The sequence below is a fragment of the Polaribacter pacificus genome (genome assembly GCF_038024035.1).
In the GTDB taxonomy this organism is placed as follows: Bacteria; Bacteroidota; Bacteroidia; order Flavobacteriales; family Flavobacteriaceae; genus Polaribacter; species Polaribacter pacificus.
In genome coordinates this window covers 88,608-110,713 of the sequence record NZ_CP150664.1, presented here as the reverse complement: position 1 = coordinate 110,713, position 22,106 = coordinate 88,608, and the positions used below count along the sequence as shown (strand labels likewise).

General features: G+C 34.9%; 22 protein-coding genes. 16 read left to right on the top strand and 6 right to left on the bottom strand.

Features of this window, described 5'->3' with window-relative positions:
• Positions 1-35: 35 nt before the first annotated feature.
• From WHC90_RS00480 to WHC90_RS00460, 5 genes are read left to right on the top strand one after another with little or no spacing between them, the layout of a single operon-like run.
• Complete coding sequence (locus WHC90_RS00480) at positions 36-317, top strand: riboflavin synthase subunit beta (protein ID WP_188598959.1); 282 nt, start codon at positions 36-38, stop codon at positions 315-317.
• Position 318: 1 nt separating this feature from the next.
• Positions 319-2,133 (top strand): DNA mismatch repair endonuclease MutL, encoded by a 1,815-nt coding sequence (mutL, locus tag WHC90_RS00475; protein WP_188598960.1) that lies wholly within the window; start codon positions 319-321, stop codon positions 2,131-2,133.
• A 12-nt stretch (positions 2,134-2,145) separates the two neighbouring features.
• On the top strand, positions 2,146-2,874 hold the full coding sequence (locus WHC90_RS00470; RefSeq protein WP_188598961.1) for a rhomboid family intramembrane serine protease: 729 nt from the start codon (positions 2,146-2,148) through the stop codon (positions 2,872-2,874).
• Complete coding sequence (locus WHC90_RS00465; RefSeq protein ID WP_188598962.1) at positions 2,874-3,731, top strand: rhomboid family intramembrane serine protease; 858 nt, start codon at positions 2,874-2,876, stop codon at positions 3,729-3,731. The genes WHC90_RS00470 and WHC90_RS00465 overlap by 1 nt, the downstream gene beginning before the upstream one ends.
• On the top strand, positions 3,731-4,747 hold the full coding sequence (locus WHC90_RS00460) for an endonuclease/exonuclease/phosphatase family protein (RefSeq protein WP_188598963.1): 1,017 nt from the start codon (positions 3,731-3,733) through the stop codon (positions 4,745-4,747). Before WHC90_RS00465 ends, WHC90_RS00460 begins: the two co-directional genes overlap by 1 nt.
• Here the strand turns inward: WHC90_RS00460 and WHC90_RS00455 are convergent.
• Positions 4,744-5,061, bottom strand: a complete 318-nt coding sequence (locus tag WHC90_RS00455; protein WP_188598964.1) for an antibiotic biosynthesis monooxygenase family protein — start codon at positions 5,059-5,061, stop codon at positions 4,744-4,746. The genes WHC90_RS00460 and WHC90_RS00455 overlap by 4 nt on opposite strands.
• Before the next feature lie 82 nt (positions 5,062-5,143).
• Between WHC90_RS00455 and mtaB the strand changes: the two genes are divergently transcribed.
• Genes mtaB through WHC90_RS00440 form a run of 3 tightly spaced genes read left to right on the top strand, consistent with a single transcriptional unit; the run spans position 5,144 to position 8,083 of the window.
• Entirely contained in the window at positions 5,144-6,478 is a 1,335-nt protein-coding gene (gene mtaB / locus WHC90_RS00450; protein ID WP_188598965.1) for a tRNA (N(6)-L-threonylcarbamoyladenosine(37)-C(2))-methylthiotransferase MtaB, read from the top strand.
• Between the two features lies 1 nt (position 6,479).
• Positions 6,480-7,136, top strand: a complete 657-nt coding sequence (locus WHC90_RS00445; protein WP_188598966.1) for an alpha/beta hydrolase — start codon at positions 6,480-6,482, stop codon at positions 7,134-7,136.
• Positions 7,137-7,180: 44 nt separating this feature from the next.
• Positions 7,181-8,083 (top strand): lytic transglycosylase domain-containing protein, encoded by a 903-nt coding sequence (locus WHC90_RS00440; protein WP_188598967.1) that lies wholly within the window; start codon positions 7,181-7,183, stop codon positions 8,081-8,083.
• Positions 8,084-8,169: 86 nt separating this feature from the next.
• On the opposite strand, the gene WHC90_RS00435 is transcribed toward WHC90_RS00440, so the two are convergent.
• Genes WHC90_RS00435 through mnmA form a run of 4 tightly spaced genes read right to left on the bottom strand, consistent with a single transcriptional unit; the run spans position 8,170 to position 12,165 of the window.
• Entirely contained in the window at positions 8,170-8,361 is a 192-nt protein-coding gene (locus WHC90_RS00435) for a YwbE family protein (protein WP_188598968.1), read from the bottom strand.
• On the bottom strand, positions 8,339-9,292 hold the full coding sequence (locus tag WHC90_RS00430; protein ID WP_188598969.1) for an NAD(P)H-dependent flavin oxidoreductase: 954 nt from the start codon (positions 9,290-9,292) through the stop codon (positions 8,339-8,341). Before WHC90_RS00430 ends, WHC90_RS00435 begins: the two co-directional genes overlap by 23 nt.
• On the bottom strand, positions 9,292-10,923 hold the full coding sequence (locus WHC90_RS00425; RefSeq protein ID WP_188598970.1) for a S8 family serine peptidase: 1,632 nt from the start codon (positions 10,921-10,923) through the stop codon (positions 9,292-9,294). The genes WHC90_RS00430 and WHC90_RS00425 overlap by 1 nt, the downstream gene beginning before the upstream one ends.
• Before the next feature lie 54 nt (positions 10,924-10,977).
• A complete protein-coding gene (gene mnmA, locus WHC90_RS00420) occupies positions 10,978-12,165 on the bottom strand; it encodes a tRNA 2-thiouridine(34) synthase MnmA (protein ID WP_188598971.1) in 1,188 nt (395 codons plus the stop codon).
• 154 nt (positions 12,166-12,319) lie between these two features.
• On the opposite strand from mnmA, the gene WHC90_RS00415 reads away from it, so the two are divergent.
• The 7 genes from WHC90_RS00415 (at position 12,320) to WHC90_RS00385 (ending at position 20,623) form a co-directional block, all read left to right on the top strand.
• Positions 12,320-12,904, top strand: coding sequence for an adenylosuccinate lyase (locus WHC90_RS00415; protein WP_188598972.1), 585 nt, complete (start codon positions 12,320-12,322; stop codon positions 12,902-12,904).
• A 60-nt stretch (positions 12,905-12,964) separates the two neighbouring features.
• Positions 12,965-14,308 carry an adenylosuccinate lyase gene (purB, locus tag WHC90_RS00410; protein WP_188598973.1) on the top strand — a complete coding sequence of 448 codons (1,344 nt, stop codon included), beginning with the start codon at positions 12,965-12,967 and terminating at the stop codon, positions 14,306-14,308.
• Positions 14,309-14,731, top strand: a complete 423-nt coding sequence (locus tag WHC90_RS00405; RefSeq protein ID WP_188598974.1) for a lipoprotein — start codon at positions 14,309-14,311, stop codon at positions 14,729-14,731.
• 2 nt (positions 14,732-14,733) lie between these two features.
• The gene (locus WHC90_RS00400; protein ID WP_188598975.1) at positions 14,734-15,513 is read left to right on the top strand and encodes a TerC family protein; all 780 of its coding nucleotides are present in this window, start codon (positions 14,734-14,736) and stop codon (positions 15,511-15,513) included.
• A gap of 58 nt (positions 15,514-15,571) precedes the next feature.
• Entirely contained in the window at positions 15,572-15,841 is a 270-nt protein-coding gene (locus WHC90_RS00395) for a hypothetical protein (RefSeq protein ID WP_188598976.1), read from the top strand.
• Positions 15,842-15,881: 40 nt separating this feature from the next.
• Positions 15,882-18,161, top strand: coding sequence for a TonB-dependent receptor (locus WHC90_RS00390; protein WP_188598977.1), 2,280 nt, complete (start codon positions 15,882-15,884; stop codon positions 18,159-18,161).
• A 146-nt stretch (positions 18,162-18,307) separates the two neighbouring features.
• Positions 18,308-20,623, top strand: coding sequence for a GH92 family glycosyl hydrolase (locus WHC90_RS00385; protein ID WP_188598978.1), 2,316 nt, complete (start codon positions 18,308-18,310; stop codon positions 20,621-20,623).
• A gap of 28 nt (positions 20,624-20,651) precedes the next feature.
• Here WHC90_RS00385 and bcp read toward each other — a convergent pair whose 3' ends face one another.
• On the bottom strand, positions 20,652-21,104 hold the full coding sequence (gene bcp, locus WHC90_RS00380; RefSeq protein ID WP_188598979.1) for a thioredoxin-dependent thiol peroxidase: 453 nt from the start codon (positions 21,102-21,104) through the stop codon (positions 20,652-20,654).
• Positions 21,105-21,324: 220 nt separating this feature from the next.
• Here bcp and WHC90_RS00375 point away from each other — a divergent pair, with 220 nt between their 5' ends.
• A complete protein-coding gene (locus WHC90_RS00375) occupies positions 21,325-21,972 on the top strand; it encodes an endonuclease III domain-containing protein (protein ID WP_188598980.1) in 648 nt (215 codons plus the stop codon).
• Positions 21,973-22,106 lie beyond the last annotated feature (134 nt).

Genomic DNA, 22,106 nt, shown 5'->3' with positions numbered 1-22,106 from the left:
TTTTTGCATTCCATATTTCAATTACTTTTTAAGTTATGGGATTTTTAAAGCGTACAAATAAAAAATTTGATTACAAACCTAGGTTTTACAAAGGAGAAGGTAACCCTTATGAAATTGGTCATAAATTTGACGAATTTAGAACAACCGTGGGTAAAAGTAAAGGCATCAAATCAACTTTTAAAAATGCCATCGAGGATTTAAAAAATCCAGAATTACAAGACAGAAATGTTACTTTAACAACAGCTGTTATTATTGGAGTTCTATTTTTAATTTTCTTATTTTTTATTGAATTTGACCTCTCAATATTTGTCGTCTAAAATGCCAAACACCATTCAGTTATTACCAGACCACGTTGCCAATCAGATTGCTGCTGGAGAAGTGGTTCAAAGACCTGCTTCTGTAGTTAAGGAGCTGATGGAGAATGCCATTGATGCAGGAGCAACAGATATTAAACTACTCATCAAGGACGCAGGAAAAAACTTAGTTCAGGTTATTGACAACGGAAAAGGCATGAATGCTTATGATGCAAAACTGTGCTTTGAACGACATGCTACATCCAAAATAAAAAATGCTCAAGATCTTTTTAACCTCCACACCAAAGGGTTTAGAGGCGAAGCTCTTGCCTCAATTGCTGCTATTGCACAAGTAGAGTTAAAAACAAAACTAGAGGATGAAGAAGTTGGAACTGCTATTAAAATTGAAGGAAGCTCTATTGGCTCTCAAGAGGTTATAGCCTGCCCTAAAGGAACTAGCATTGCTGTAAAAAACCTCTTCTTTAACATCCCTGCAAGACGTAAGTTTTTAAAATCAGACGCCATAGAAACCAGACATATTATTGATGAGTTTCAACGTGTGGCGTTAGCACATCCTCAGATTGCATTTTCTATGCACCACAACAACAATGAGGTATATCATTTAACAGTAAGCAACCTCAGAAAGCGCGTGGTTGCAATCTTCGGATCTAAAATGAATGAAAAATTAGTTCCAATTGATGAAAACACAGATATTTTATCGCTCCAAGGTTTTGTCGCCAAACCTAATTTTGCAAAAAAAAAGAGAGGCGAACAGTTCTTTTTTGTCAATGATCGATTTATCAAAAACTCGTATTTAAATCACGCAGTTAGCAGTGCTTTTGAAGGCTTGTTAGAACACGGAACTTATCCGTCATATTTTTTATACTTAACCGTCCCTTCAGATAGCATCGATATTAACATCCATCCGACAAAGACAGAAATAAAATTTGACAATGAAAAGGACCTATACGCTATTTTAAGGGCGACTGTAAAACACAGTCTAGGACAATACAATGTAGCTCCAGTTTTAGATTTTAATAGAGATGCCAGTTTAGACGTTCCTTATGAATACAAAGAGAAAAAATCCTATGGAGGAGCACCAGCAATAAAAATAGACCCAAATTTTAATCCATTTGCTTCAGAGCCTTTGCATCAAGAAATGGAATCGGCTTTTCAGAGAGAAGAAACCACTTGGGAAGCACATCAATCAACGATCACTCCCTACGAAAGTAATTTCCAAGAAGAATTATTTGACAATCAAAAAGAAACTGATACTAGTAAAACATTTCAGATTCAGAGAAAATACCTTTTGAGCTCCATTAAATCAGGAATGGTACTCATACATCAATCATTGGCGCATCAGCGTATTTTGTACGAAGATTTTTTAGAGAGCATTACTGTCAAAGACGCCGTTAGTCAGCAATTGCTGTTTCCGGTTAGTATCTCTTTTGCCAGAGATGAAATTGAAATGATCAAAGGAATCAAAAGCGACTTAGAGAGTGTGGGCTTTTTATTTGAGGAGTTTGAAAAAGAAACCCTTATTGTAAAAGGAATACCAACATCACTTTCAGAGAGTCAGATTACACCTGTCCTTGAGCAGTTATTAGATGATATCAAGCAAGAAGTTCCAGATGCTAGTTTTAGTCATTTTGACATCATGGCCAAATCATTTGCCAAATCCTTGGCTATAAAAACAGGTGCAACACTTAACAGTAAAGAGCAAGAAACTTTAGTTAATAACCTCTTTTCATGTAAAGAACCATCAGTATCTCCTTTTGGAAAAACGATATTTAAAACCTTAACTATTAAAGAAATTGATGCTGTTTTTAACAGTCATTAAAATATATATATTATGGGAAAACTTACAGATGCTATCAAACATTTAATCATAATTAATGTGATTTTATTTATAGTTCCTCAAATGATCAATTTAGATCTTGGGCAGTTTTTTGCATTGTATTTTCCACAAAATCCAAATTTTGGAATCTGGCAATACCTAACACACATGTTTATGCATGGAAGTTTTATGCATATTGCCTTTAATATGTATGCCTTATGGGCATTTGGGACGCCTTTAGAACAAACCTGGGGAAGAAATAAATTTTTGTTTTTTTATTTTTCGGCCGGTTTGGGTGCAGGAGCCATTTATACCTTAGTTAACTACTATCAATTTAATGGTTTTTATGAGCATTTAATTGGTGTAGGCTTCTCTCCTGAGCGTATTCAAGCTATTTTAGATACTGGAAGCTATAACCAAGCAGCCGTTCAGCTTAGCAGTCAAGAAATGAATCATTTTTACAGTCTGTACCACACTCCAGCAGTGGGTGCATCTGGAGCCGTTTATGGTGTTTTGGTTGCCTTTGGAATGATGTTCCCGAATGCAAAACTAGCCTTGATCTTCTTCCCGGTCCCGATTGCTGCCAAATACTTTATTCCAATTATGTTGTTTGGAGATTTGTTTTTTGGTGTCACCAAATATTCTATCGGAAATGTTGCGCATTTTGCACATATAGGAGGGGCTGTTATTGGTTTTATCATTGCTTGGTATTGGAAAAAAAATCAATTTAGAACACATTATTAATGAAGCTATTCAACCACTTACAATATCGATTTAAACAAGGCAGCATTGTAGAGAAATTCATCTACATCAACGTTGCTGTGTTTGTCTTGATTTTTGTTTTTAACACCTTTGGATATCTGTTTCAAATAAACAACAATCTTTTAGTACACTGGTTTACACTTCCGGCTACTTTTGATGGATTTATCAGCAAACCATGGACTATTCTAACCTATGGATTTGTTCATGTTAGTTTTATGCATATACTCAGCAATTTAATTGCCTTGTATTTTATTGGGAATTTATTTATAAGCTATTTTACAGAAAAACAATTTATTACCTTTTACCTACTGGGAACGCTATTTGGTGGGCTTGTGTTTTTAGTAAGCTATAATTATTTTCCTGTTTTTTCTACAGATGTATCTAATAGCTTGCTTCTAGGGGCATCTGCTGGTGTATCTGCCATATTTATCGGTCTAGCTGCCTATATGCCTCATTATCAGATTAAATTTCCTTTAATTGGTTTTGTAAAGCTTTGGTATTTAGCAGCAATATGGGTTGCTTTAGACATTATTCAAATACCAGCAGGTAACGCAGGTGGACATTTGGCTCACTTAGGAGGTGCTTTGTTTGGTTTTTTATATATTGGTCAGGCAAGCAACACCAAAATAGCACTATGGGAACAATTTGAAAATTTGTTTAAACGCAAAAAGAAACCCTTAAAAACAGTCTATAAAACAAAAAAAGCCACAGCAAAAAAAACAAATACATCAGAGCATCAACAAAAAATTAATCACATACTTGATAAAATTAGCAAATCGGGCTATGATACTTTAAGCAAAGAAGAAAAAGATTTTTTATTTAAACAAGGAGCTAAATAATGGCAAAAAACAGATCGTTTACCAGCATGCTTGTTTTTTCCATCAATTTGGTTGTTGCCATATTATTGCTGTTCTCTTACGTCCTACCCTACACCTCTCCTTTAAAAGTTCCTTTGTTTGCCGTACTCAGTTTAACAGTACCTTTTTTAACCTTGTGCAACGTTTTCTTTTTTGTCTATTGGTTACTCAAATTAAAAAAGCAGCTACTTCTCTCAGGTTCGGTGTTATTTCTTGGTTGGTTTTTCTCATCTCCTTTATTTCAGCTTGTTTCTAAAGAGGAAACTACAACTAGTGATTTAAAAATAATGAGCTACAATGTAAGAATGTTTAATTATTACCATTGGAGCACAGACAGCCATTTAGACGATAAGGCATTTGAGTTTATCAAGCGAGAATCTCCTGATGTTTTAAGTTTACAAGAGTTTTACCAATCACCAGATATCTCTTTTAAATATCCACATCAGTATATCAAAACAAAATCAAAAAGCAATAAATTTGGACAAGCTATTTATTCTAAATTCCCAATTATCAATAGCGGATCTCTCGATTTCAAAAACAGTGCAAACAATGTAATTTATGCAGACATTGTAAAAGACAAGGATACAATTAGAATCTATAATATTCATTTAGAATCTTTGAAAATCAACCCAAATAAAGAACATTTTGGAGAGCAAAGTTCTGAAAAGCTAATCGGAAGACTCAGTTCTGCATTTCAAAAGCAAGCGTCACAAGCCCAGGAGTTTATCGATCATGAAAAAGGTTGGAAAGGAAAAAAAATTATCTGTGGAGACTTTAATAACACAGCTTTTTCTTGGGTATACAAGCAAATTAAAGCTGGCAAAAAAGATGCTTTTATTGAGGCTGGAAGAGGCTTTGGAAAGACCTTTAACTATACATTTCCGTTGCGGATTGACTTTATCTTAGTCGATCCAGAGATGGACATTAATAGTTTTGAAACTTTTGACATCCGCTATTCTGATCATTTTCCAATCTTAGCCTACGTTCAGTTGCCTTAATTCTCAAACCCATAAGCACGCTCTACCTTAGAGATTCTGAGCACATATTTTTTATACCACTGAGTTCTTCCTTTTTCTCTAGCCTCTGTATGTTCTACATTATTTTTCCAAGCACTAATGGCGTCAAGGGTTTCCCAATACGAAACTGTGATTCCTACATCTGCTCTAGCAGATTCTATTCCTAAATATCCTGGTTGTTCTTGAGCAAGCTCTTCCATACGCTTAGCTGTTTCTGCATATCCTTCTAAATTATCGCTTAAAAGTGTGGTAAAAATCACTGCGTAATAAGGCGGTTGTGGTGTTTTAGCGATCATAATTTTTATGAAATTGATTTTAAATTTGCTGGGGGTTCATGAAAAAGAAAAATTGTAATTTTGCACTTTCAAATGTACAGGAATGAATGCAGATAAAAAAGTAGCTTTTTATACTTTGGGGTGTAAATTAAATTTTTCAGAAACATCAACCATCGCTAGAGATTTTACCGACGAAGGTTTTGAACGTGTTTCTTTTGAAGAACCAGCAGATGTTTATGTGATTAATACTTGTTCTGTTACAGACAATGCAGACAAGCGTTTTAAATCTATCGTAAAATCAGCCCTAAAACAAAACGATGAAGCCTTTGTAATTGGTGTTGGTTGTTATGCACAATTAAAACCAGAAGAACTCGCCGCTGTAGATGGTGTTGACTTGGTGCTTGGTGCTACAGAAAAATTTAATGTGATTAGCTATATCAATGATCTTACTAAAAATGATCGAGGCGAAGTGCATTCTTGCGAGATAGAAGAGGCTGATTTTTATGTAGGCTCCTACTCTATTGGAGACAGAACTCGAGCTTTTTTAAAAGTTCAAGACGGTTGTGATTATAAATGTACTTACTGTACCATCCCTTTAGCACGAGGAATCTCTAGAAGTGATACCTTAAGCAATGTGCTAAAAAATGCTCAAGAAATTTCAGAGAGAGGCATTAAAGAAATTGTCCTTACAGGTGTGAATATTGGAGACTATGGAAAAGGAGAATTTGGCAATAAAAAACACGAGCATACTTTTTTAGAATTAGTAAAAGAATTGGATACAGTTCCCGGAATTCATCGTCTGAGAATTTCGTCTATAGAACCCAATTTGCTAAAAGATGAAACCATTGATTTTGTAAGCCAATCAGATAGTTTTGTACCACATTTTCATATTCCATTGCAAAGCGGAAGTGATGATCTACTTAAAAAAATGAAACGTCGTTATTTAAAAGGCACCTATACCAATAGGGTTCAACAAATAAAGGCTAAAATGCCTGACGCCTGTATTGGTGTTGATGTCATTGTGGGTTTCCCAGGTGAAACTGATGAACATTTTTTAGAGACTTATAATTACTTAAATGATTTAAATATTTCATATTTACATGTCTTTACTTACTCTGAAAGACCTAATACAGAAGCGGTAAATATGGACGGCGTTGTTCCTAAAAAAGTTAGAAGCAAACGAAGTAAAATGCTTAGAGGACTTTCTGTTAAAAAGAGAAGAGCTTTTTACGAAAGTCAAATAGGCAGTTCTAGAACTGTGCTTTTTGAGAGTGAAAATAAAGAGGGATATATTCATGGGTTTACAGAAAATTACGTCAAGGTAAAAGCTCCTTGGAATCCAGAACTTGTCAATACTTTACACAATGTAACTTTGACAAAAATTGATGAAGATGGTTTGGTAAGATTTGATTTTGCCGAAGAGAAAATTACAGCCTAAGATGACAAAGACAGCTATTTATTTTGTACCCGGCATGGCTGCCAATAGCAAAATATTTGAACACCTCTCTTTAGACAAAGAGCGGTTTGATTGTCACTTTTTAGAATGGAAAATTCCAACAAGTAAAAATGAACCTCTAGCTGAATACGCTCAAAGAATGTGCGATGAGATTACTCATGAGAATCCTGTCCTTGTTGGTGTATCTTTTGGCGGGGTGCTGGTTCAAGAAATGAGCAAATTGATCACCACTAAAAAAATAATTATTATTTCTAGTATTAAAAGTAACAATGAGTTACCAAATCGATTAAAACTGATTGACAAAACAAAGGTTTATAAGTTGTTCCCTGCTAAGTTTATCGAAAATCTAGAAACCTATATTGACTTTTTTTTAGGGGACTACAAACAAAAAAAAGTAGCAGCTTACAAAAAATTCTTATCCGTTAGAGATGTCACCTATTTGCATTGGGCTATTGATGCTCTCTTACATTGGCAACAAAGAAAGCCCTTAACAAACACGGTTCATATACACGGCAGTAAAGATGAAGTTTTTCCAATAAAACACATTGTAGATTGCCATACTATAGAAAATGGTACTCATGCGATGGTTCTTACCAAGGCAAAAAAAATTACTTCTATTATTGAGCAGGCAATCACTTGATTTAATGCTATTGTTTTCATACTTTTATACAAACATTTATTACCATGAAGAAAGCTAACAGATATCTAACTATAGTTTGCACCGTACTTATCACTGTGTTTTTTATGAATGTCATCAGCACAAAAAACATAAAGCTACAAAAGAACACTAGTGATACCTATAAAATTAAAGCTTTAAAATTATCACCAGATTTAAATCTAGCTGGAGAAAAAGTGCCGTTAGACCGACACGACATACGCGAGCGTATGGACCGTGAGTTGTTGGTAAATACGTATTGGCAATCAAATGGTTTATTACTTCTTAAAAGAGCCAATAAGTACTTCCCAATCTTAGAACCACTATTAGAAAAATATGGTTTGCCAGATGATTTTAAATACTTAGCTGTTGCAGAAAGTGCATTGATAGATGAAACTTCTTCTGCTGGAGCAGCCGGAATGTGGCACTTTATGAAAGCAACCGGGAAAGAATACGGTTTAGAGATCAATAGCAATGTTGATGAGCGTTATAATATTGAAAAATCGACAAAAGTTGCAGCAGAGTATCTAAAAAAATCAAAAGAGCGTTTAGGAAGCTGGACGCTAGCAGCAGCAGCATACAATGCAGGAAATTACGGTGTTGCCAAGCGACTAGAAACACAACAAGTAACTAGTTATTACGATGCTTTATTGCCAGATGAAACTGAACGTTATGTGTTTAGAATCATCGCTTTAAAAGAAGTCTTATCCAACCCAAAAGCTTACGGCTTTATCTATGATGAAGACGATTTATATACCCTACCAAAAACAAAGACAGTTAAAGTTGATACGGTAATTACAAACATCGCAACTTTTGCTAAAAATTTCGGAACCACTTACAAAGATTTAAAGTTACACAATCCTTGGTTGCGAGAAAACAAACTGAATAATGCGTCTCGTAAAATGTACGAGATTAAGATTCCAGTTGAGTAAAACCTCAATTTAATACATTGGGATCGAACTAAAGAAAACTGTATCGAAAAGCTAACGAATAGCTGTTCTCGATACAGTTTTTTAGTTTATAAAATTTCTTTAACCCTACCCACAATACCAGAAGTTAACTGCACTTTAATTCCATGAGGATGGTTTGGAGCGTTTGTTAAAATTCTTTTTACAAGACCTTTGGTTAACTCTCCGCTGCGCTGATGATGCTTTTGCACCACTGCTACTTCTGCTCCTGCACTAATATTAGCTCTTTTGCTTCCGTCCATTAAAATTGTTTTTCACCGTTTCAAACTCTGCAATCATTTCATCAATAACCTCTTTTGCTGTTTTGATTTCGTGAATAAGACCTGCTACCTGACCAATTTCTAGCTCTCCATTGTCCAAATCACCTTCAAACATGCCTTTTTTAGCACGAGCTCTTCCTAATAATCCCTTAATATCTTCTAGGCTTGGGTTTTTCTTATAGAGTTCTTGAACTTGCAGATAAAAATTATTTTTTACTAGACGAACAGGCGCCAATTCTTTAAGCGTTAGCGCAGTGCCTCCATCTTGAACCTCAACAATAGTTTGTTTAAAATTATTATGTGCCGAAGACTCTTTGGTTGCGGCAAACCGGCTTCCTACCTGAACTCCATCAGCACCCAAAACCATCGCTGCCAACATACCTCTCCCAGAGCCAATTCCTCCTGCTGCTATGACAGGTATCTTTACCTGCTCTTTAACCATTGGAATTAAAGTAAATGTGGTGGTTTCTTCACGTCCATTATGTCCACCGGCTTCAAAGCCTTCACAAACCACAGCGTCAACGCCTGCAGCTTCTGCTTTGAGTGCGAACTTTACAGAACTAACTACATGGACAACGGTAATCCCTTTTTCTTTTAAAAAGGCAGTCCACGTCTTTGGATTACCTGCAGAAGTAAACACTATTTTTACACCTTCTTCTACTATGATATCCATGATTTTTTCTATATCTGGATACAACATAGGCACATTAACGCCAAAGGGTTTATCAGTTGCCTTTTTACATTTCTGAATATGCTCTCTTAGCACATCTGGGTACATAGATCCTGCACCAATTAAACCTAAACCACCTGCATTAGAAACTGCGGCTGCTAATTTATAACCAGAAACCCAAATCATTCCTCCTTGAACAATCGGGTATTTTATTTTAAATAATTCTGTAATATTTTTTTTCATTATTTCTTTATCAACTTAATCGTTTGTTGCTCTTTTCCTTTGGTGATTTTTAAAAGATAGACTCCTGGACTTAGTGCAGATACATCTATATTTTTTGTATTTACTCCAGACTTCTCTAGGACAATTTTCCCTAATATATTAAAAAATTGAATCTGAATATTTTCTAAATCTTCTGTTGGAGCTTGAATCGTCAAACTAGTGCTCATTGGATTTGGAAAAACTGTTATTCTATTAAAAATAAATTGATCCTCAACACTTAAAACAGTACCATATGCATCCTCAAAATTTGGAATTCCATACCCAGACTGCATTGTAGGATTGTTGTATTTATCTGCAGATTCACGTATGCGTTGCATAATTTGTAAATTTGATAGATTAGGAAACGCTTGCCAAAAACAGGCAACAACTCCAGCCATAATGGGTGAAGAAAACGAAGTTCCGTTTGATTGAACTGGCGTACCTGAACCATGACTAATTAGATATGCTCCTTGTCCTTGTGCCAACACATCTGGCTTTATTCTGTTATCTGATGTTGGTCCAAAAGAACTAAACGGTGCTATGTTTTTAGAAGCATCAACGGCTCCTACTGCAAAAACAGTAGCTACATCAGCAGGGGGATTTATATATTTCCAAGAAGCATTATTCCCTTCATTTCCAGCAGAATTTACAATAATCATCCCTCTAGATACACCAACAGATGCCCCTCTAGAAATAAATGCTGTTTTACCATCCATATCACTATATGAATAATTATACCTAGGCTCATCAAAAAAGGAAGAATAACCCAACGAACTATTAATAACATCAACCCCTAAACTATCCGCTTTTTCAGCTGCTTCTACCCACAAACTCTCTTCTAAAGGAACTTCGTTTATGGCATCTTCTGTTCTAAATAAATAAAAAGAAGCATCGGGTGCTGTCCCAACATATTGCCCATCTATATAGCCTCCAATAGTCGATAACACATTGGTCCCGTGACTATCACCTGAATAAAAATTGGTGCTTCTAGCAACAAAGTCATAGCCTCCTAAAATTTGATTGTGATCCCTGAGACGCTTAAAAGCTGCCAAACTATTTACATTTGGAAAGCCTGCATCAATTACAGCGATATACATTCCTTTTCCAGTAAAACCAAGCTCATGCAAAAAATCCCCTTTTAACATTTCAATTTGATTTTTACTGCTTCCGTAATTAAAATCGCTTATTGTTTCTAAGGATTTTTGTCGCTTTTGTATGCTTGTTGTTTTTGAGAGAATTTTACTGTTTGAAGCTAAAGATTTGTCTGCAAACTCAATGTTTTTTACAAAAGAAAAGCTTGTTTGTAGGCGTTTAATATTATTTTGAGTTCCTTGTACATGAACTGCATTTAGCCATTTTGATTTAGCTAAAACAAGGATACCTGCTGTGTTTTTAATCTGATTGTAATACGATGCCTCTAGGGGTGCATCTTTAGTATCTAAGTCGATATTTTGACGCAATCTCCTATCTAGCGCACGCTGAGAAAGCATGGTTAAGGGAGAAGCAATATAGGTTGAAGCACTTGGCTTATCCTTAAAAAAAACCCATGCATCTTCTTGAGCGAACCCCTGAAGACAGCATAAAAAAGCAACTAAAAAGCTTAGTTTTTTCATCAACTTAAATTTATAAGTCGAAAATACCACTTTTTTAAAAAGTATGAATACGATTTACGAAATAACTCCAGAGCCCAAGAGCTCTTCTTCATGGTACCAGGCAACAAATTGCCCTTCTTGAATGGCAGATTGCTCATTTTCAAAAGACACATAGAGCCCTTTATCTACTTTATATAACGAAGCTTTTTCTAGCGTTTGTCTGTATCTAATTCTTGCCTCCACAGCTAAGGATTCTCCTGTTTTTAGTGTTAAATCTTCTCGAATCCAGTGGATCTCTTCATTTTGAACAAACAGTACTTTTCTATACAAACCTTTGTGTTGTTTTCCTTCTCCGACATAAATAACATTCTCAACCACATCTGTCTCGATAACATATAAAGCCTCTTTGGTTCCTCCTACATTTAATCCTTTTCGTTGTCCTTTGGTAAAATAATGGGCTCCTTGGTGTTGCCCAACCGTTTTTCCATCGGTTACAGCATACTCAAATTTTGTCGCAAAAAACGCCAACTCTTCTTCTTTGTTTAAGAATTTTGAAACTTCTCTATTGTAAAGAGCTGAATCTTGTGGAATCGAAACAATCACCCCTTCTTTTGGTTGTAATTTTTGTTGTAAAAATTCTGGAAGTCTAACTTTACCAATAAAACACAGGCCTTGAGAATCTTTCTTATCTGCCGTTATTAAATCAGCTTCTTTTGCTATCGCTCTAACTTCTGGTTTGGTTAAATCACCGATAGGAAAAAGTGCTTTAGCCAATTGTGTTTGTGATAATTGACATAAGAAATACGATTGATCTTTGTTAAGATCCTTCCCTGCAAGTAATTTATAAACAGGTTGACCATTAACTTCTTCTTCACCCTTTCTGCAATAATGTCCAGTAGCGACATAATCAGCTCCCAAGTTCATAGCGATGTCCATAAAAACATCAAACTTAATTTCTCGATTACAAAGCACATCAGGATTGGGTGTTCTCCCTTTCTCATATTCAGCAAACATATAGTCTACAATTCGATCTTTGTATTGTTCGCTAAGATCCACTACTTGAAAAGGAATACCTAGTTTGTTCGCCACAATCATGGCGTCATTACTATCTTCTAGCCATGGACATTCATTAGAGATGGTCACAGAATCATCATGCCAGTTTTTCATAAACAAGCCAATAACCTCATAGCCTTGTTCTTTTAATAAATAAGCGGTTACACTACTATCAACTCCTCCCGAAAGACCAACTATTACTCTTTTCATTCTTCTAATTATAGTTTGCAAATATACGAATCAATAGGGAGATAACACATTGAATTAACTGATGTCTTGATAAGGAAAAGCTATTTTATTTTTTCTATTTTTGAGCTTCACCTATTTTGCCTTATTAGGCAACGCTGTCTATAGCCAAACGATTATGAATAAAGATTTTTTGATTTCTGCACTACAATCAATGGAGAATGCTAAGAGAGAAAACAGAGATAAGGTAGCAAACATTGTTTACAACAATAATGAATTGTTTCCGCACTTGGTTTCTTTAACTTTTTTAGTTGATGATAAAATTTCTATCAAAGCAACTTGGATTTTAGAGTGGATTTGTACGCACGGAAAGCTTCACCTACTCTATCCACATTTGGATGCATTTACCCAACAAATAGCCACAGTAAAGTTTGATAGCGCTATAAGACCCTGTTCAAAAATATGTGAGTTTTTAGCAAATGAGTATCAGACTAAAAATGATTCAACTATCCACAAGTATCTTACTGACAAACATATAAATGCAATTGTAGAAACTGGTTTCGATTGGCTAATTACCCCTCAAAAAATAGCCGTCAGAGCATACACCATGCAAAGCCTTTACTTATTTGGCCTAAAATTAGCGTGGATTCATCCAGAATTAGAGCACTTAATTTCAAGTAAAATCATACATGAAAGCAAAGGCTGTAAAGCAAGAGGAAAAAAGATCTTAGAGCTGATAAAAAAGAAGCAAAAAACTACTTGATTTCGCTTTAAAAATCTACTTAAAAAACGTATTTTTGTTGCTTACAACACAATCAAACACATGAAGCTTACAGAATTAAACGCCATCTCTCCTATTGACGGAAGATATAGAAACAAAATAGCCGTATTAGCCAATTATTTTTCTGAAGAATCCCTAATAAAATACAGAGTTAAGGTAGAGATTGAATACTTTATTGCTCTTTGTAAAATTCCACTACCTCAGTTAGTTGATTTTAACACTGATTTATTTTCAGAACTTAGAAAAATTTATTCTGATTTTTCTACAGAAGACGCTCAAAAAATAAAAGACATAGAAAAAGTAACCAACCACGATGTAAAAGCGGTTGAATACTTTATCAAAGAAAAATTTGACAGCCTAGGTTTGCAAAAGTTTAAAGAGTTCATCCATTTTGGATTGACTTCTCAAGACATTAATAATACCGCTATTCCTTTATCAATTAAAGAAGCAGTAGAGATTACTTATATCCCTAGTTTGCTTCAATTAATTGACAAACTAGATGAGTTAGCTACAGAATGGAGCGATGTCTCTATGTTGGCTAGAACTCACGGACAACCAGCTTCTCCAACCCGTTTAGGAAAGGAAATTTTGGTTTTTGTTACACGTTTAAAAGAACAGCTTCGTTTTTTACACAGCATCCCAAATGCTGCTAAATTTGGAGGAGCAACTGGTAATTACAATGCACACCATGTAGCCTATCCACAAATCGACTGGAAAAATTTCGGTACTGGTTTTGTAGAAAACACCTTGGGCTTACACCACTCGTTCCCGACTACACAAATTGAGCATTACGATCATATGGCCTCTTTATTTGATGCCTTAAAAAGAATAAATACCATCGTTTTAGATTTAGACAAAGATGTTTGGACCTATGTTGCTATGGATTATTTTAAACAAAAAATTAAAGCTGGAGAAATTGGCTCTTCTGCCATGCCACATAAGGTAAACCCTATTGATTTTGAAAACTCTGAAGGAAACTTGGGTATCGCAAATGCTTTATTTGAACACTTGGCTGCAAAACTACCTGTTTCTAGAATGCAGCGTGATCTTACAGACAGTACTGTTTTAAGAAATGTTGGTGTCCCTTTTGGTCATACGCTAATTGGATTTGGATCTACCTTAAAAGGATTGAATAAATTACTGATAAATAGAGCAAAATTTGAAGAAGATTTAGAAAACAACTGGGCTGTCGTTGCAGAAGCTATTCAAACCATACTTAGAAGAGAAGCTTATCCAAATCCTTACGAAGCTCTTAAAGGCTTAACCAGAACCAATGAAAAAATTACTAGAGAATCAATTGCTGATTTTATTGAAACTCTAGAAGTTACTAGCACTATCAAAGAAGAATTAAAACAAATTACGCCAGCAAATTTTACAGGAATCTAAATGAAAAAAATTATTAGCTTTTTTGTATTCATCATTGTGCTTACTTCTTGTAATGAAGTTGCCGTGATAGACAACAACAACCAATTTAAAAAAGGTGTTTTTGAAATTCCTGCAGGTGAAGGTTATAGCAAAACCATTATCACAAGAGTGGACAGTTTGCAAATAGAAGAATATACTAAATCCGTTTCTATTTCTACAGACAGTACTGTAAGCAACCGATTAGAAAAAAGAATTGATACCCTTTATATTAAGTGGAAAAACAATTTTTCTTATACCTTGCAGATGAAAAATCCTAAAACTGCTTTGGACAAAGATTTAATCTTTGTAACCATTACCAAGGTTACAGACAATTCATTTGATTTCATTGCTAGAATAGGCTATTCAGATTTTAAACAGAAAGGAACCGTTTATAAAGTAAAATAATCATGGAAATTTTTGCGCATTTTGACACTTGGGTTGCTCTTTTAACCTTAACATTTTTAGAGATAATTCTTGGGATTGATAATATTATTTTTATTTCAATTACCACAGGTAAATTACCAAAAGAAAAACAGCGAAAGGCAACCAATATTGGCTTGCTCTTGGCCATGTTGTTTAGAATTATGCTCTTGCTCGGAGTTTCATATATTATTAGTATGAAAAATGCAATCTTTACCATTGACACTTCTTGGCTAAGTACAGATGTTACAGGACAAAGCATCATACTAATTCTTGGAGGGATCTTCTTACTGTACAAAAGTACTAGCGAGATACATCATAAAGTTGAAGGGATTACAGAAGAAGAAAGTAGTGCAAAAAGAAAAGTAACCACAACTTTATCCAAGGTTATTATTCAAATCGTATTGATTGACATCGTTTTTTCTTTTGATTCTGTTTTAACCGCTGTTGGGATGACTAACGGAGTTCCTGGTGCTTTAACCATAATGATTTTGGCTGTTGTTATTTCTATGCTCATCATGATGATCTTTGCAAATCCAGTTGGGACTTTTGTAAACAATCATCCAACTATTCAGATGTTGGCTCTTTCATTTTTGATCCTAATTGGCTTTATGCTGATAACAGAAGGAGCTCATTTAGCAAATACTGTAATTTTTAACCAACACATAGGTGCTATTCCAAAAGGTTATTTGTACTTTGCGATCGCTTTTTCATTAGGAGTTGAAGCTTTAAACATGAGAATAAGAAAACCTAAGGCAAAAAATTAAAACGCTCAGAAAACATATAGCCCTTATAGCAGTACTTGTTGTATTGCTTCCTTCGGTGGTGCAATTAGCACATGCCCTAGACAATCACGAGCATGTTGTATGTACTTCTACAGACCAGCAACACATTCATGAGCGAGCACTTGACTGTGATCTATTACATCGACAATTTCAAAATCCTACTATAGAATTTCCAACCGACTTTGGGGTAATTCCGGAGAAGTATTATACGTTTCTGTATTTAGAAACTCCTCAGAAAAAGGAAATTCAATTTCACTCAAAAAAATCTACCAGAGGTCCACCATTTTTATTGTTTGCTAAGGCTGTGTAAAAGAAAACACCATTTTTTCAAATAACAATAAAAATAATTTATGAAACTATTTATACATATGTTCATAGCATTGGTATGCATGTCATCCTTTGCACAAACAACCGTTACTGGTACAATCACAGACATTGATAATAACCCTTTATTTGGAGTAGAAGTTTACGCTTCAGACCTTCATAGAGGAACCATTACTGACGAGCATGGTCGTTATGAATTAACAAACTTACCCAATGGCTCAGTTAAATTATCTTTTTCGTATTTAGGATTTCAAACCCTAACAAAAAAGTTAAACATTACAGGAAAACCATTGGTTGTAAACATTCTATTAAAAGAATCTATATATACCATTGATGAAGTAATTATCTCTACTCCTTTTAACAAATTACAGTCAGAAAATGTAATGAAGGTTGAACGCATGACAGCGGCAGCCTTAAAAAGAACAGGAGCACCTACATTAATAAATGGGTTAGCCTCTATTAGTGGAGTTTCTCAAATTTCTACTGGAGCCTCTATTGGAAAACCAGTAATTAGAGGATTGAGCGGTAACCGAGTATTGGTTTATGCTCAAGGAGTACGATTAGAAAACCAACAATTTGGCGATGAGCACGGTTTAGGCATTAGTGATGAAGGTATAGAAAGCATAGAGGTTATTAAAGGACCTGCTTCATTACTTTATGGATCTGATGCACTAGGGGGTGTTATTTATATCAATCCTGAAAAATTTGCAACTGCAAATCAATCAAGTTTCCTTTTTGGTCAGCGTTATTTTAGCAACACCCTAGGAAGCAATACTTCTTTGGGGTACAAAAAATCTACGGATCGTTGGAAGTTTTTAGCGAGAGCAACTGCTAATAATCATTCTGATTACAAAGTACCATCAGGAGAGAAAGTTACCAATACTCGTTTTAGAGAGCAAGATTTTAAATTGGGGCTAGGCTATAATAGCACAAACTATTCAAGTGAAATAAGATATAATTTTAATGGATCCTTATTAGGAATTACAGAAGGAATTGGAGCACAGTCAAATTACACAACTCCAATGGAGCCGTATCAACAAATTGACAATCATATCTTTAGCATGCACAATCATTTTTTCTTTGGAAACTCAAAGTTAGATGTTGATTTAGGCTACTTATATAATGACAGAAATGAATTTGAAGAAGAACACGGGCATGATGACCACGATGACCATGACGATGATGAAGATCATGATGAGCACGATGAAGATCATGAAGGACCAGCTTTGCGTATGAAGTTAAAAACCTTTAATTATAACATCAAATATCACCTTGCAAGATTTTCAAATGAAGTTGATGTTATTTTCGGACTTCAAGGTATGCATCAAACCAATAAAAACTTTGGTGAAGAGTTGTTGATTCCGGATGCAAAAATTAATGATGTAGGAATGTTTGGAACTGTTAACTACAGTTGGAACAGCTCTTCTATTCAGGCGGGTATTCGATTTGATAATAGAAGCTTAATGACTGAGTATCACGAAGTGGTTCACGAAACAGAAGTTCATGTTTTTGAAGCTTTAGACAAGGACTACAATAGCTTTACTGCCTCTTTGGGATATAAGTTTGCACCATTTAAAAACACAACTATTAGAATAAATGCCGCAACAGGTTTTAGAGCACCAAATTTAGCAGAACTTACGTCAAATGGTGTACATCATGGTACCAATAGGTTTGAGTTGGGAAATGCCAATTTAGAAACAGAAAAAAACATCCAGGCAGATTTGGCTATAGAATACCAAACAGAACACCTAGAATTGTTTGTAAATGCATTCCATAATACTTTAAATGACTATATCTACCTTTCTCCTACGGGTGCTGTAGAAGATGGAGCTCCAGTGTATAATTACACTCAAAATAATGCCAAATTATATGGAGGTGAAATAGGTTTTCACTTACATCCACACCCTGTAGATTGGCTGCATTTGCAATCGAGTTATGAAATGGTTATCGGTAAGCAATCTAACGGAGACTACCTTCCTTTAATCCCTGCAAATATCATAAAGAATACATTACGTACAGAGTTTGATATTAAAAATTGGCTTCAAAATGGATACGCTACATTAAGTTTAAACTCAACGTTTACTCAAAAAAATGTCAGTCAATTTGAAACAAATACAAGCAGCTATAACTTAGTCGATCTAGGATTTGGTGGAGCAATTAGTCTTGGTGAATTAAAGTTTAACGGTTCACTTTCAATAACAAATCTATTAGATACTAATTATATAAACCACTTATCGCGTTTAAAAAGTGACGGAATTTTAAACTCAGGTAGAAATATAGTACTTGGGGTAAATTTTAATATTTAAATAACAACCTAATTCTTTTAGAAAAACCGAGCTACTTGCTCGGTTTTTTTTATCAAAAAACAAAAGCCTTTCATCAAAATCTAAGAATAAATTATCAATTTAATTTGAGTTATTGTATTTTGGTAGTTCATTTAGAATAAAAAACAATGAAACCAATTAAGCTCTTCTTTTTTTTGACTCTTTTAGTAAGCCTTGCTTGCACAACTTCAGACAAGACTCCATTTGAAAACACAGAAAAAATAGCACTCGTTGATTATGTTAATCCATTAATGGGGACCGATTCAAAATTCAGCCTTTCTAATGGTAATACTTATCCGGCAATTGCAACCCCTTGGGGAATGAATTTCTGGACTCCCATGACTTCAAAAATGGGAGACGGTTGGACTTATAAGTACAATGAAAACAAAATTAGAGGGATTAAACAAACACATCAACCGAGTCCTTGGATCAATGATTATGCAGCCTTTTCACTAATGGCAGTAACTGGCGATTTAAAGTTTAAAGAGGATGAACGAGCTTCTTGGTTTTCACACAAAGCAGAAACAGTAAAACCCTATCATTATAAGGTCTACCTTGCAGACTATGATGTTATTGCAGAAGTAGCTCCTACCGAAAGGGCAGCTCATTTTAAATTTACGTTCCCAGAAGCCGACCAATCTTATATTATATTAGATGCTTTTTTCAAAGGCTCTATGGTTAAAATCATTCCTGAAGAGCGTAAAATTATTGGATATAGCAGAAACAACAGCGGAGGTGTTCCAGACAATTTTCATAATTATTTTATCATTCAATTTGACAAGGATTTTGAGCTAAAACACACTTGGAATGACAATTGGTCTCTACAAGAAAATAGCTTAGATAGTGAAGGCAAACACGTGGGAGCAATTGTTGGTTTTAAAACAGCAAAAGGAGAAATTATTCATGCTAAAGTAGCATCTTCATTTATCAGTCCAGAACAAGCTCAAATTAATCTTGACAGAGAAATTGGTTCTGATTCTTTTGAAAACACCAAAGAGAAAGCCAAGGAAGCTTGGGAAGTTGAGCTGTCAAAAATTAAAATAGAAGATCCAAATACCGATCATATAAAGACTTTTTATTCTAGCTTGTATCGAGTACTACTTTTTCCTAGAAAATTTTATGAGTACGATGCCAACAATCAGGTAATGCATTACAGTCCATACAACGGAAAAGTGCTGCCTGGCTATATGTTTACCGACAATGGCTTTTGGGATACTTTTAGAGCGGTATATCCATTTTTTAACATGATGTACCCAAGTCTCAACAAACAAATAATGGCAGGCCTTGCCAATACATATAAAGAATCAGGTTGGTTACCTGAATGGGCAAGTCCAGGGCATCGAGATTGTATGATAGGCTCTAATTCTGCCATCATTGTTGCCGACGCATTCTTAAAAGGAAATGTAGATCCAGAAGATACAGCAGTGCTTTTTGAAGCCATGCTTAAAAACGCGACGGTTGCTGACGGACGACCAGTAAGATCAGTAGGTAGAGCTGGTTTAACATATTACAATAGCCTAGGCTACGTACCTTACAATGTAGGTGTCAATGAAAATGTTGCACGTACCTTAGAATATGCTTTTGCAGATTTTTCCATTGGACAAATGGCTACAAAACTAAACAAGCCAGATGTTGCTAAAAAATATTACGACCAATCTTTACGTTATAAAAATGTATTTGATCCAAGCAGCAATTTAATGAGAGGAAAAAACAAAGACGGCAGCTTTCAATCTCCTTTTAATCCATTAAAATGGGGAGATGCTTTTACAGAAGGAAATAGCTTACACTATACTTGGTCTGTATTTCACGATGTCAATGGTTTAATCGATCTAATGGGTGGGAAGCAAAAGTTTATCAAGCAACTCGATACAGTTTTTGAAATGCCTCCTCTTTTTGATGCTTCATATTATGGAGGTATTATACATGAAATTAGAGAAATGCAAATTGTAAATATGGGTAATTACGCACATGGAAATCAACCTATACAGCATATGATTTATTTATACAATTATGCAAATGCGGGTTATAAAGCTCAAGAAAAAATTAGAGATGTGCTAACAACATTGTATTCGGCAACGCCAGATGGTTATTGTGGTGATGAAGACAATGGTCAAACATCTGCATGGTATGTCTTTAGCTCTTTAGGTTTTTATCCAGTAACACCAGGAACCAATCAATATGTAATTGGCAGTCCTTTGTTTAAAAGAGCTACATTAAATTTAGAAAATGGCAATAGTTTTACTATTGAAGCACCACAAAATTCAAACTCAAATTACTACATCCTAAACACTGCATTAAACAACAAAAGCTACGATAAAAGCTTCCTTACCTATGAAGCAATTCAAAAAGGAGGTACTTTTACTTTTGATATGACTAGCACGCCAAATAAAGATTGGGCAGGGAAACCAACTTCTGTACCATATTCAATGAGCAATCAAGAATAAAAAAAAGCCCCAATAGTTGGGGCTTTTTTTATTTTAATATTTGACTCGCGTGCTCTTTGGTTTTAACTTTAGCAATGATGTCTTCTATAACACCATTTTCATCAATAACAAAAGTGGTTCTGTGGATTCCATCGTATTCTCTACCCATAAATTTTTTAGGCCCCCAAACTCCAAAAGCAGTGATTACAGCTTTATCTTCATCTGCAAGCAAAGGAAAAGGCAACTCGTATTTAGAAATAAAATTTTGCTGTCTCTTTGCAGAATCAGCACTAGCTCCTAGGATTTCATACCCTTTAGCTAAAAAACTTTGATAATTATCTCTTAAATCACAAGCTTCAGCAGTACAGCCTGGCGTACTTGCTTTGGGATAAAAGAATAATACTAGTTTTTTTCCTGCATAATCAGCCAACTGCCTAAGCATTCCATCTTGGTCTTCTGCTTTAAAATTTGGTGCTTGATCTCCTATTTTTAATGTGGTCATATGTCTAAATTTTATACCCTAAAAATACAACGATTCTAAAGTTAAAACCAAAAAAATTTAAATTCTCTCAAATCATTTTTGTTTTATCTTATAAAAACTTAGAACCTCTGTATGTCATGAATCCGATAGGAAATCGGCAGGCAGGTTTGTAACTCTATAACTTTGTACCTTTGTACCTCTACCTGCGGCAGGCAGGTTTACAACTTTGTAACTATAAACCATGAACAAACAAGAAAAAGTAGCTTTTGTCATTCAAACATTACAAGACCTCTACCCAGAAATTCCAGTGCCTCTAGATCATAAAGATCCATATACCTTATTAATTGCAGTCTTATTGTCTGCACAATGTACAGATGTTAGAGTAAACCAAATCACACCCTTATTATTTGCCAAAGCAGACAATCCTTTTGACATGATTAAAATGTCTGTAGAAGAAATCAAAGAAATTATAAGACCTTGTGGACTGTCTCCAATGAAGAGTAAAGGAATTTATGGTCTTTCAAAAATATTGATCGAAAAACACGAAGGCAAAGTACCACAAAGTTTTGAAGCTCTTGAAGAACTACCTGCTGTTGGCCATAAGACTGCAAGCGTGGTCATGAGTCAAGCTTTCGGAGTTCCTGCTTTTCCTGTGGACACCCACATACATCGTTTAATGTATCGATGGAACCTAAGCAATGGAAAAAATGTAGTTCAAACAGAAAAAGATGCCAAAAGGTTATTTCCTAAAGAATTGTGGAACGATTTACACTTACAAATTATCTGGTACGGAAGAGAATATTCGCCTGCAAGAGGCTGGAGTTTAGATAAGGATATTATTACCAAGACTATTGGGCGTAAATCTGTTATAGACGCAGCTACTAAATAATAAAAAAAGCCTCAACTTAACGTTAAGGCTTTTCCCTCTTAATTCAAATTCAATTCAATAACAAGGTTTGATTTAGTTTTTATTTGGTGTAATGATTTTGAATAATTAACTAAAAATTGAATTGTTTCATTTGT

Excerpts from the sequence above, each read along its gene's own strand:
- WHC90_RS00405 (WP_188598974.1), top strand. The coding sequence starts at position 14,309 with ATGAAAAAAATTATTAGCTTTTTTGTATTCATCATTGTGCTTACTTCT.
- purB (WP_188598973.1), top strand. The coding sequence starts at position 12,965 with ATGAAGCTTACAGAATTAAACGCCATCTCTCCTATTGACGGAAGATAT.
- WHC90_RS00435 (WP_188598968.1), bottom strand. The coding sequence starts at position 8,361 with ATGGACGGAAGCAAAAGAGCTAATATTAGTGCAGGAGCAGAAGTAGCA.
- WHC90_RS00430 (WP_188598969.1), bottom strand. The coding sequence starts at position 9,292 with ATGAAAAAAAATATTACAGAATTATTTAAAATAAAATACCCGATTGTT.
- WHC90_RS00425 (WP_188598970.1), bottom strand. The coding sequence starts at position 10,923 with ATGAAAAAACTAAGCTTTTTAGTTGCTTTTTTATGCTGTCTTCAGGGG.
- WHC90_RS00390 (WP_188598977.1), top strand. The coding sequence starts at position 15,882 with ATGAAACTATTTATACATATGTTCATAGCATTGGTATGCATGTCATCC.
- WHC90_RS00465 (WP_188598962.1), top strand. The coding sequence starts at position 2,874 with ATGAAGCTATTCAACCACTTACAATATCGATTTAAACAAGGCAGCATT.
- bcp (WP_188598979.1), bottom strand. The coding sequence starts at position 21,104 with ATGACCACATTAAAAATAGGAGATCAAGCACCAAATTTTAAAGCAGAA.
- WHC90_RS00460 (WP_188598963.1), top strand. The coding sequence starts at position 3,731 with ATGGCAAAAAACAGATCGTTTACCAGCATGCTTGTTTTTTCCATCAAT.
- WHC90_RS00415 (WP_188598972.1), top strand. The coding sequence starts at position 12,320 with ATGAATAAAGATTTTTTGATTTCTGCACTACAATCAATGGAGAATGCT.
- WHC90_RS00375 (WP_188598980.1), top strand. The coding sequence starts at position 21,325 with ATGAACAAACAAGAAAAAGTAGCTTTTGTCATTCAAACATTACAAGAC.
- mtaB (WP_188598965.1), top strand. The coding sequence starts at position 5,144 with ATGAATGCAGATAAAAAAGTAGCTTTTTATACTTTGGGGTGTAAATTA.
- mutL (WP_188598960.1), top strand. The coding sequence starts at position 319 with ATGCCAAACACCATTCAGTTATTACCAGACCACGTTGCCAATCAGATT.
- WHC90_RS00445 (WP_188598966.1), top strand. The coding sequence starts at position 6,480 with ATGACAAAGACAGCTATTTATTTTGTACCCGGCATGGCTGCCAATAGC.
- WHC90_RS00440 (WP_188598967.1), top strand. The coding sequence starts at position 7,181 with ATGAAGAAAGCTAACAGATATCTAACTATAGTTTGCACCGTACTTATC.
- mnmA (WP_188598971.1), bottom strand. The coding sequence starts at position 12,165 with ATGAAAAGAGTAATAGTTGGTCTTTCGGGAGGAGTTGATAGTAGTGTA.
- WHC90_RS00470 (WP_188598961.1), top strand. The coding sequence starts at position 2,146 with ATGGGAAAACTTACAGATGCTATCAAACATTTAATCATAATTAATGTG.
- WHC90_RS00480 (WP_188598959.1), top strand. The coding sequence starts at position 36 with ATGGGATTTTTAAAGCGTACAAATAAAAAATTTGATTACAAACCTAGG.
- WHC90_RS00455 (WP_188598964.1), bottom strand. The coding sequence starts at position 5,061 with ATGATCGCTAAAACACCACAACCGCCTTATTACGCAGTGATTTTTACC.
- WHC90_RS00385 (WP_188598978.1), top strand. The coding sequence starts at position 18,308 with ATGAAACCAATTAAGCTCTTCTTTTTTTTGACTCTTTTAGTAAGCCTT.
- WHC90_RS00400 (WP_188598975.1), top strand. The coding sequence starts at position 14,734 with ATGGAAATTTTTGCGCATTTTGACACTTGGGTTGCTCTTTTAACCTTA.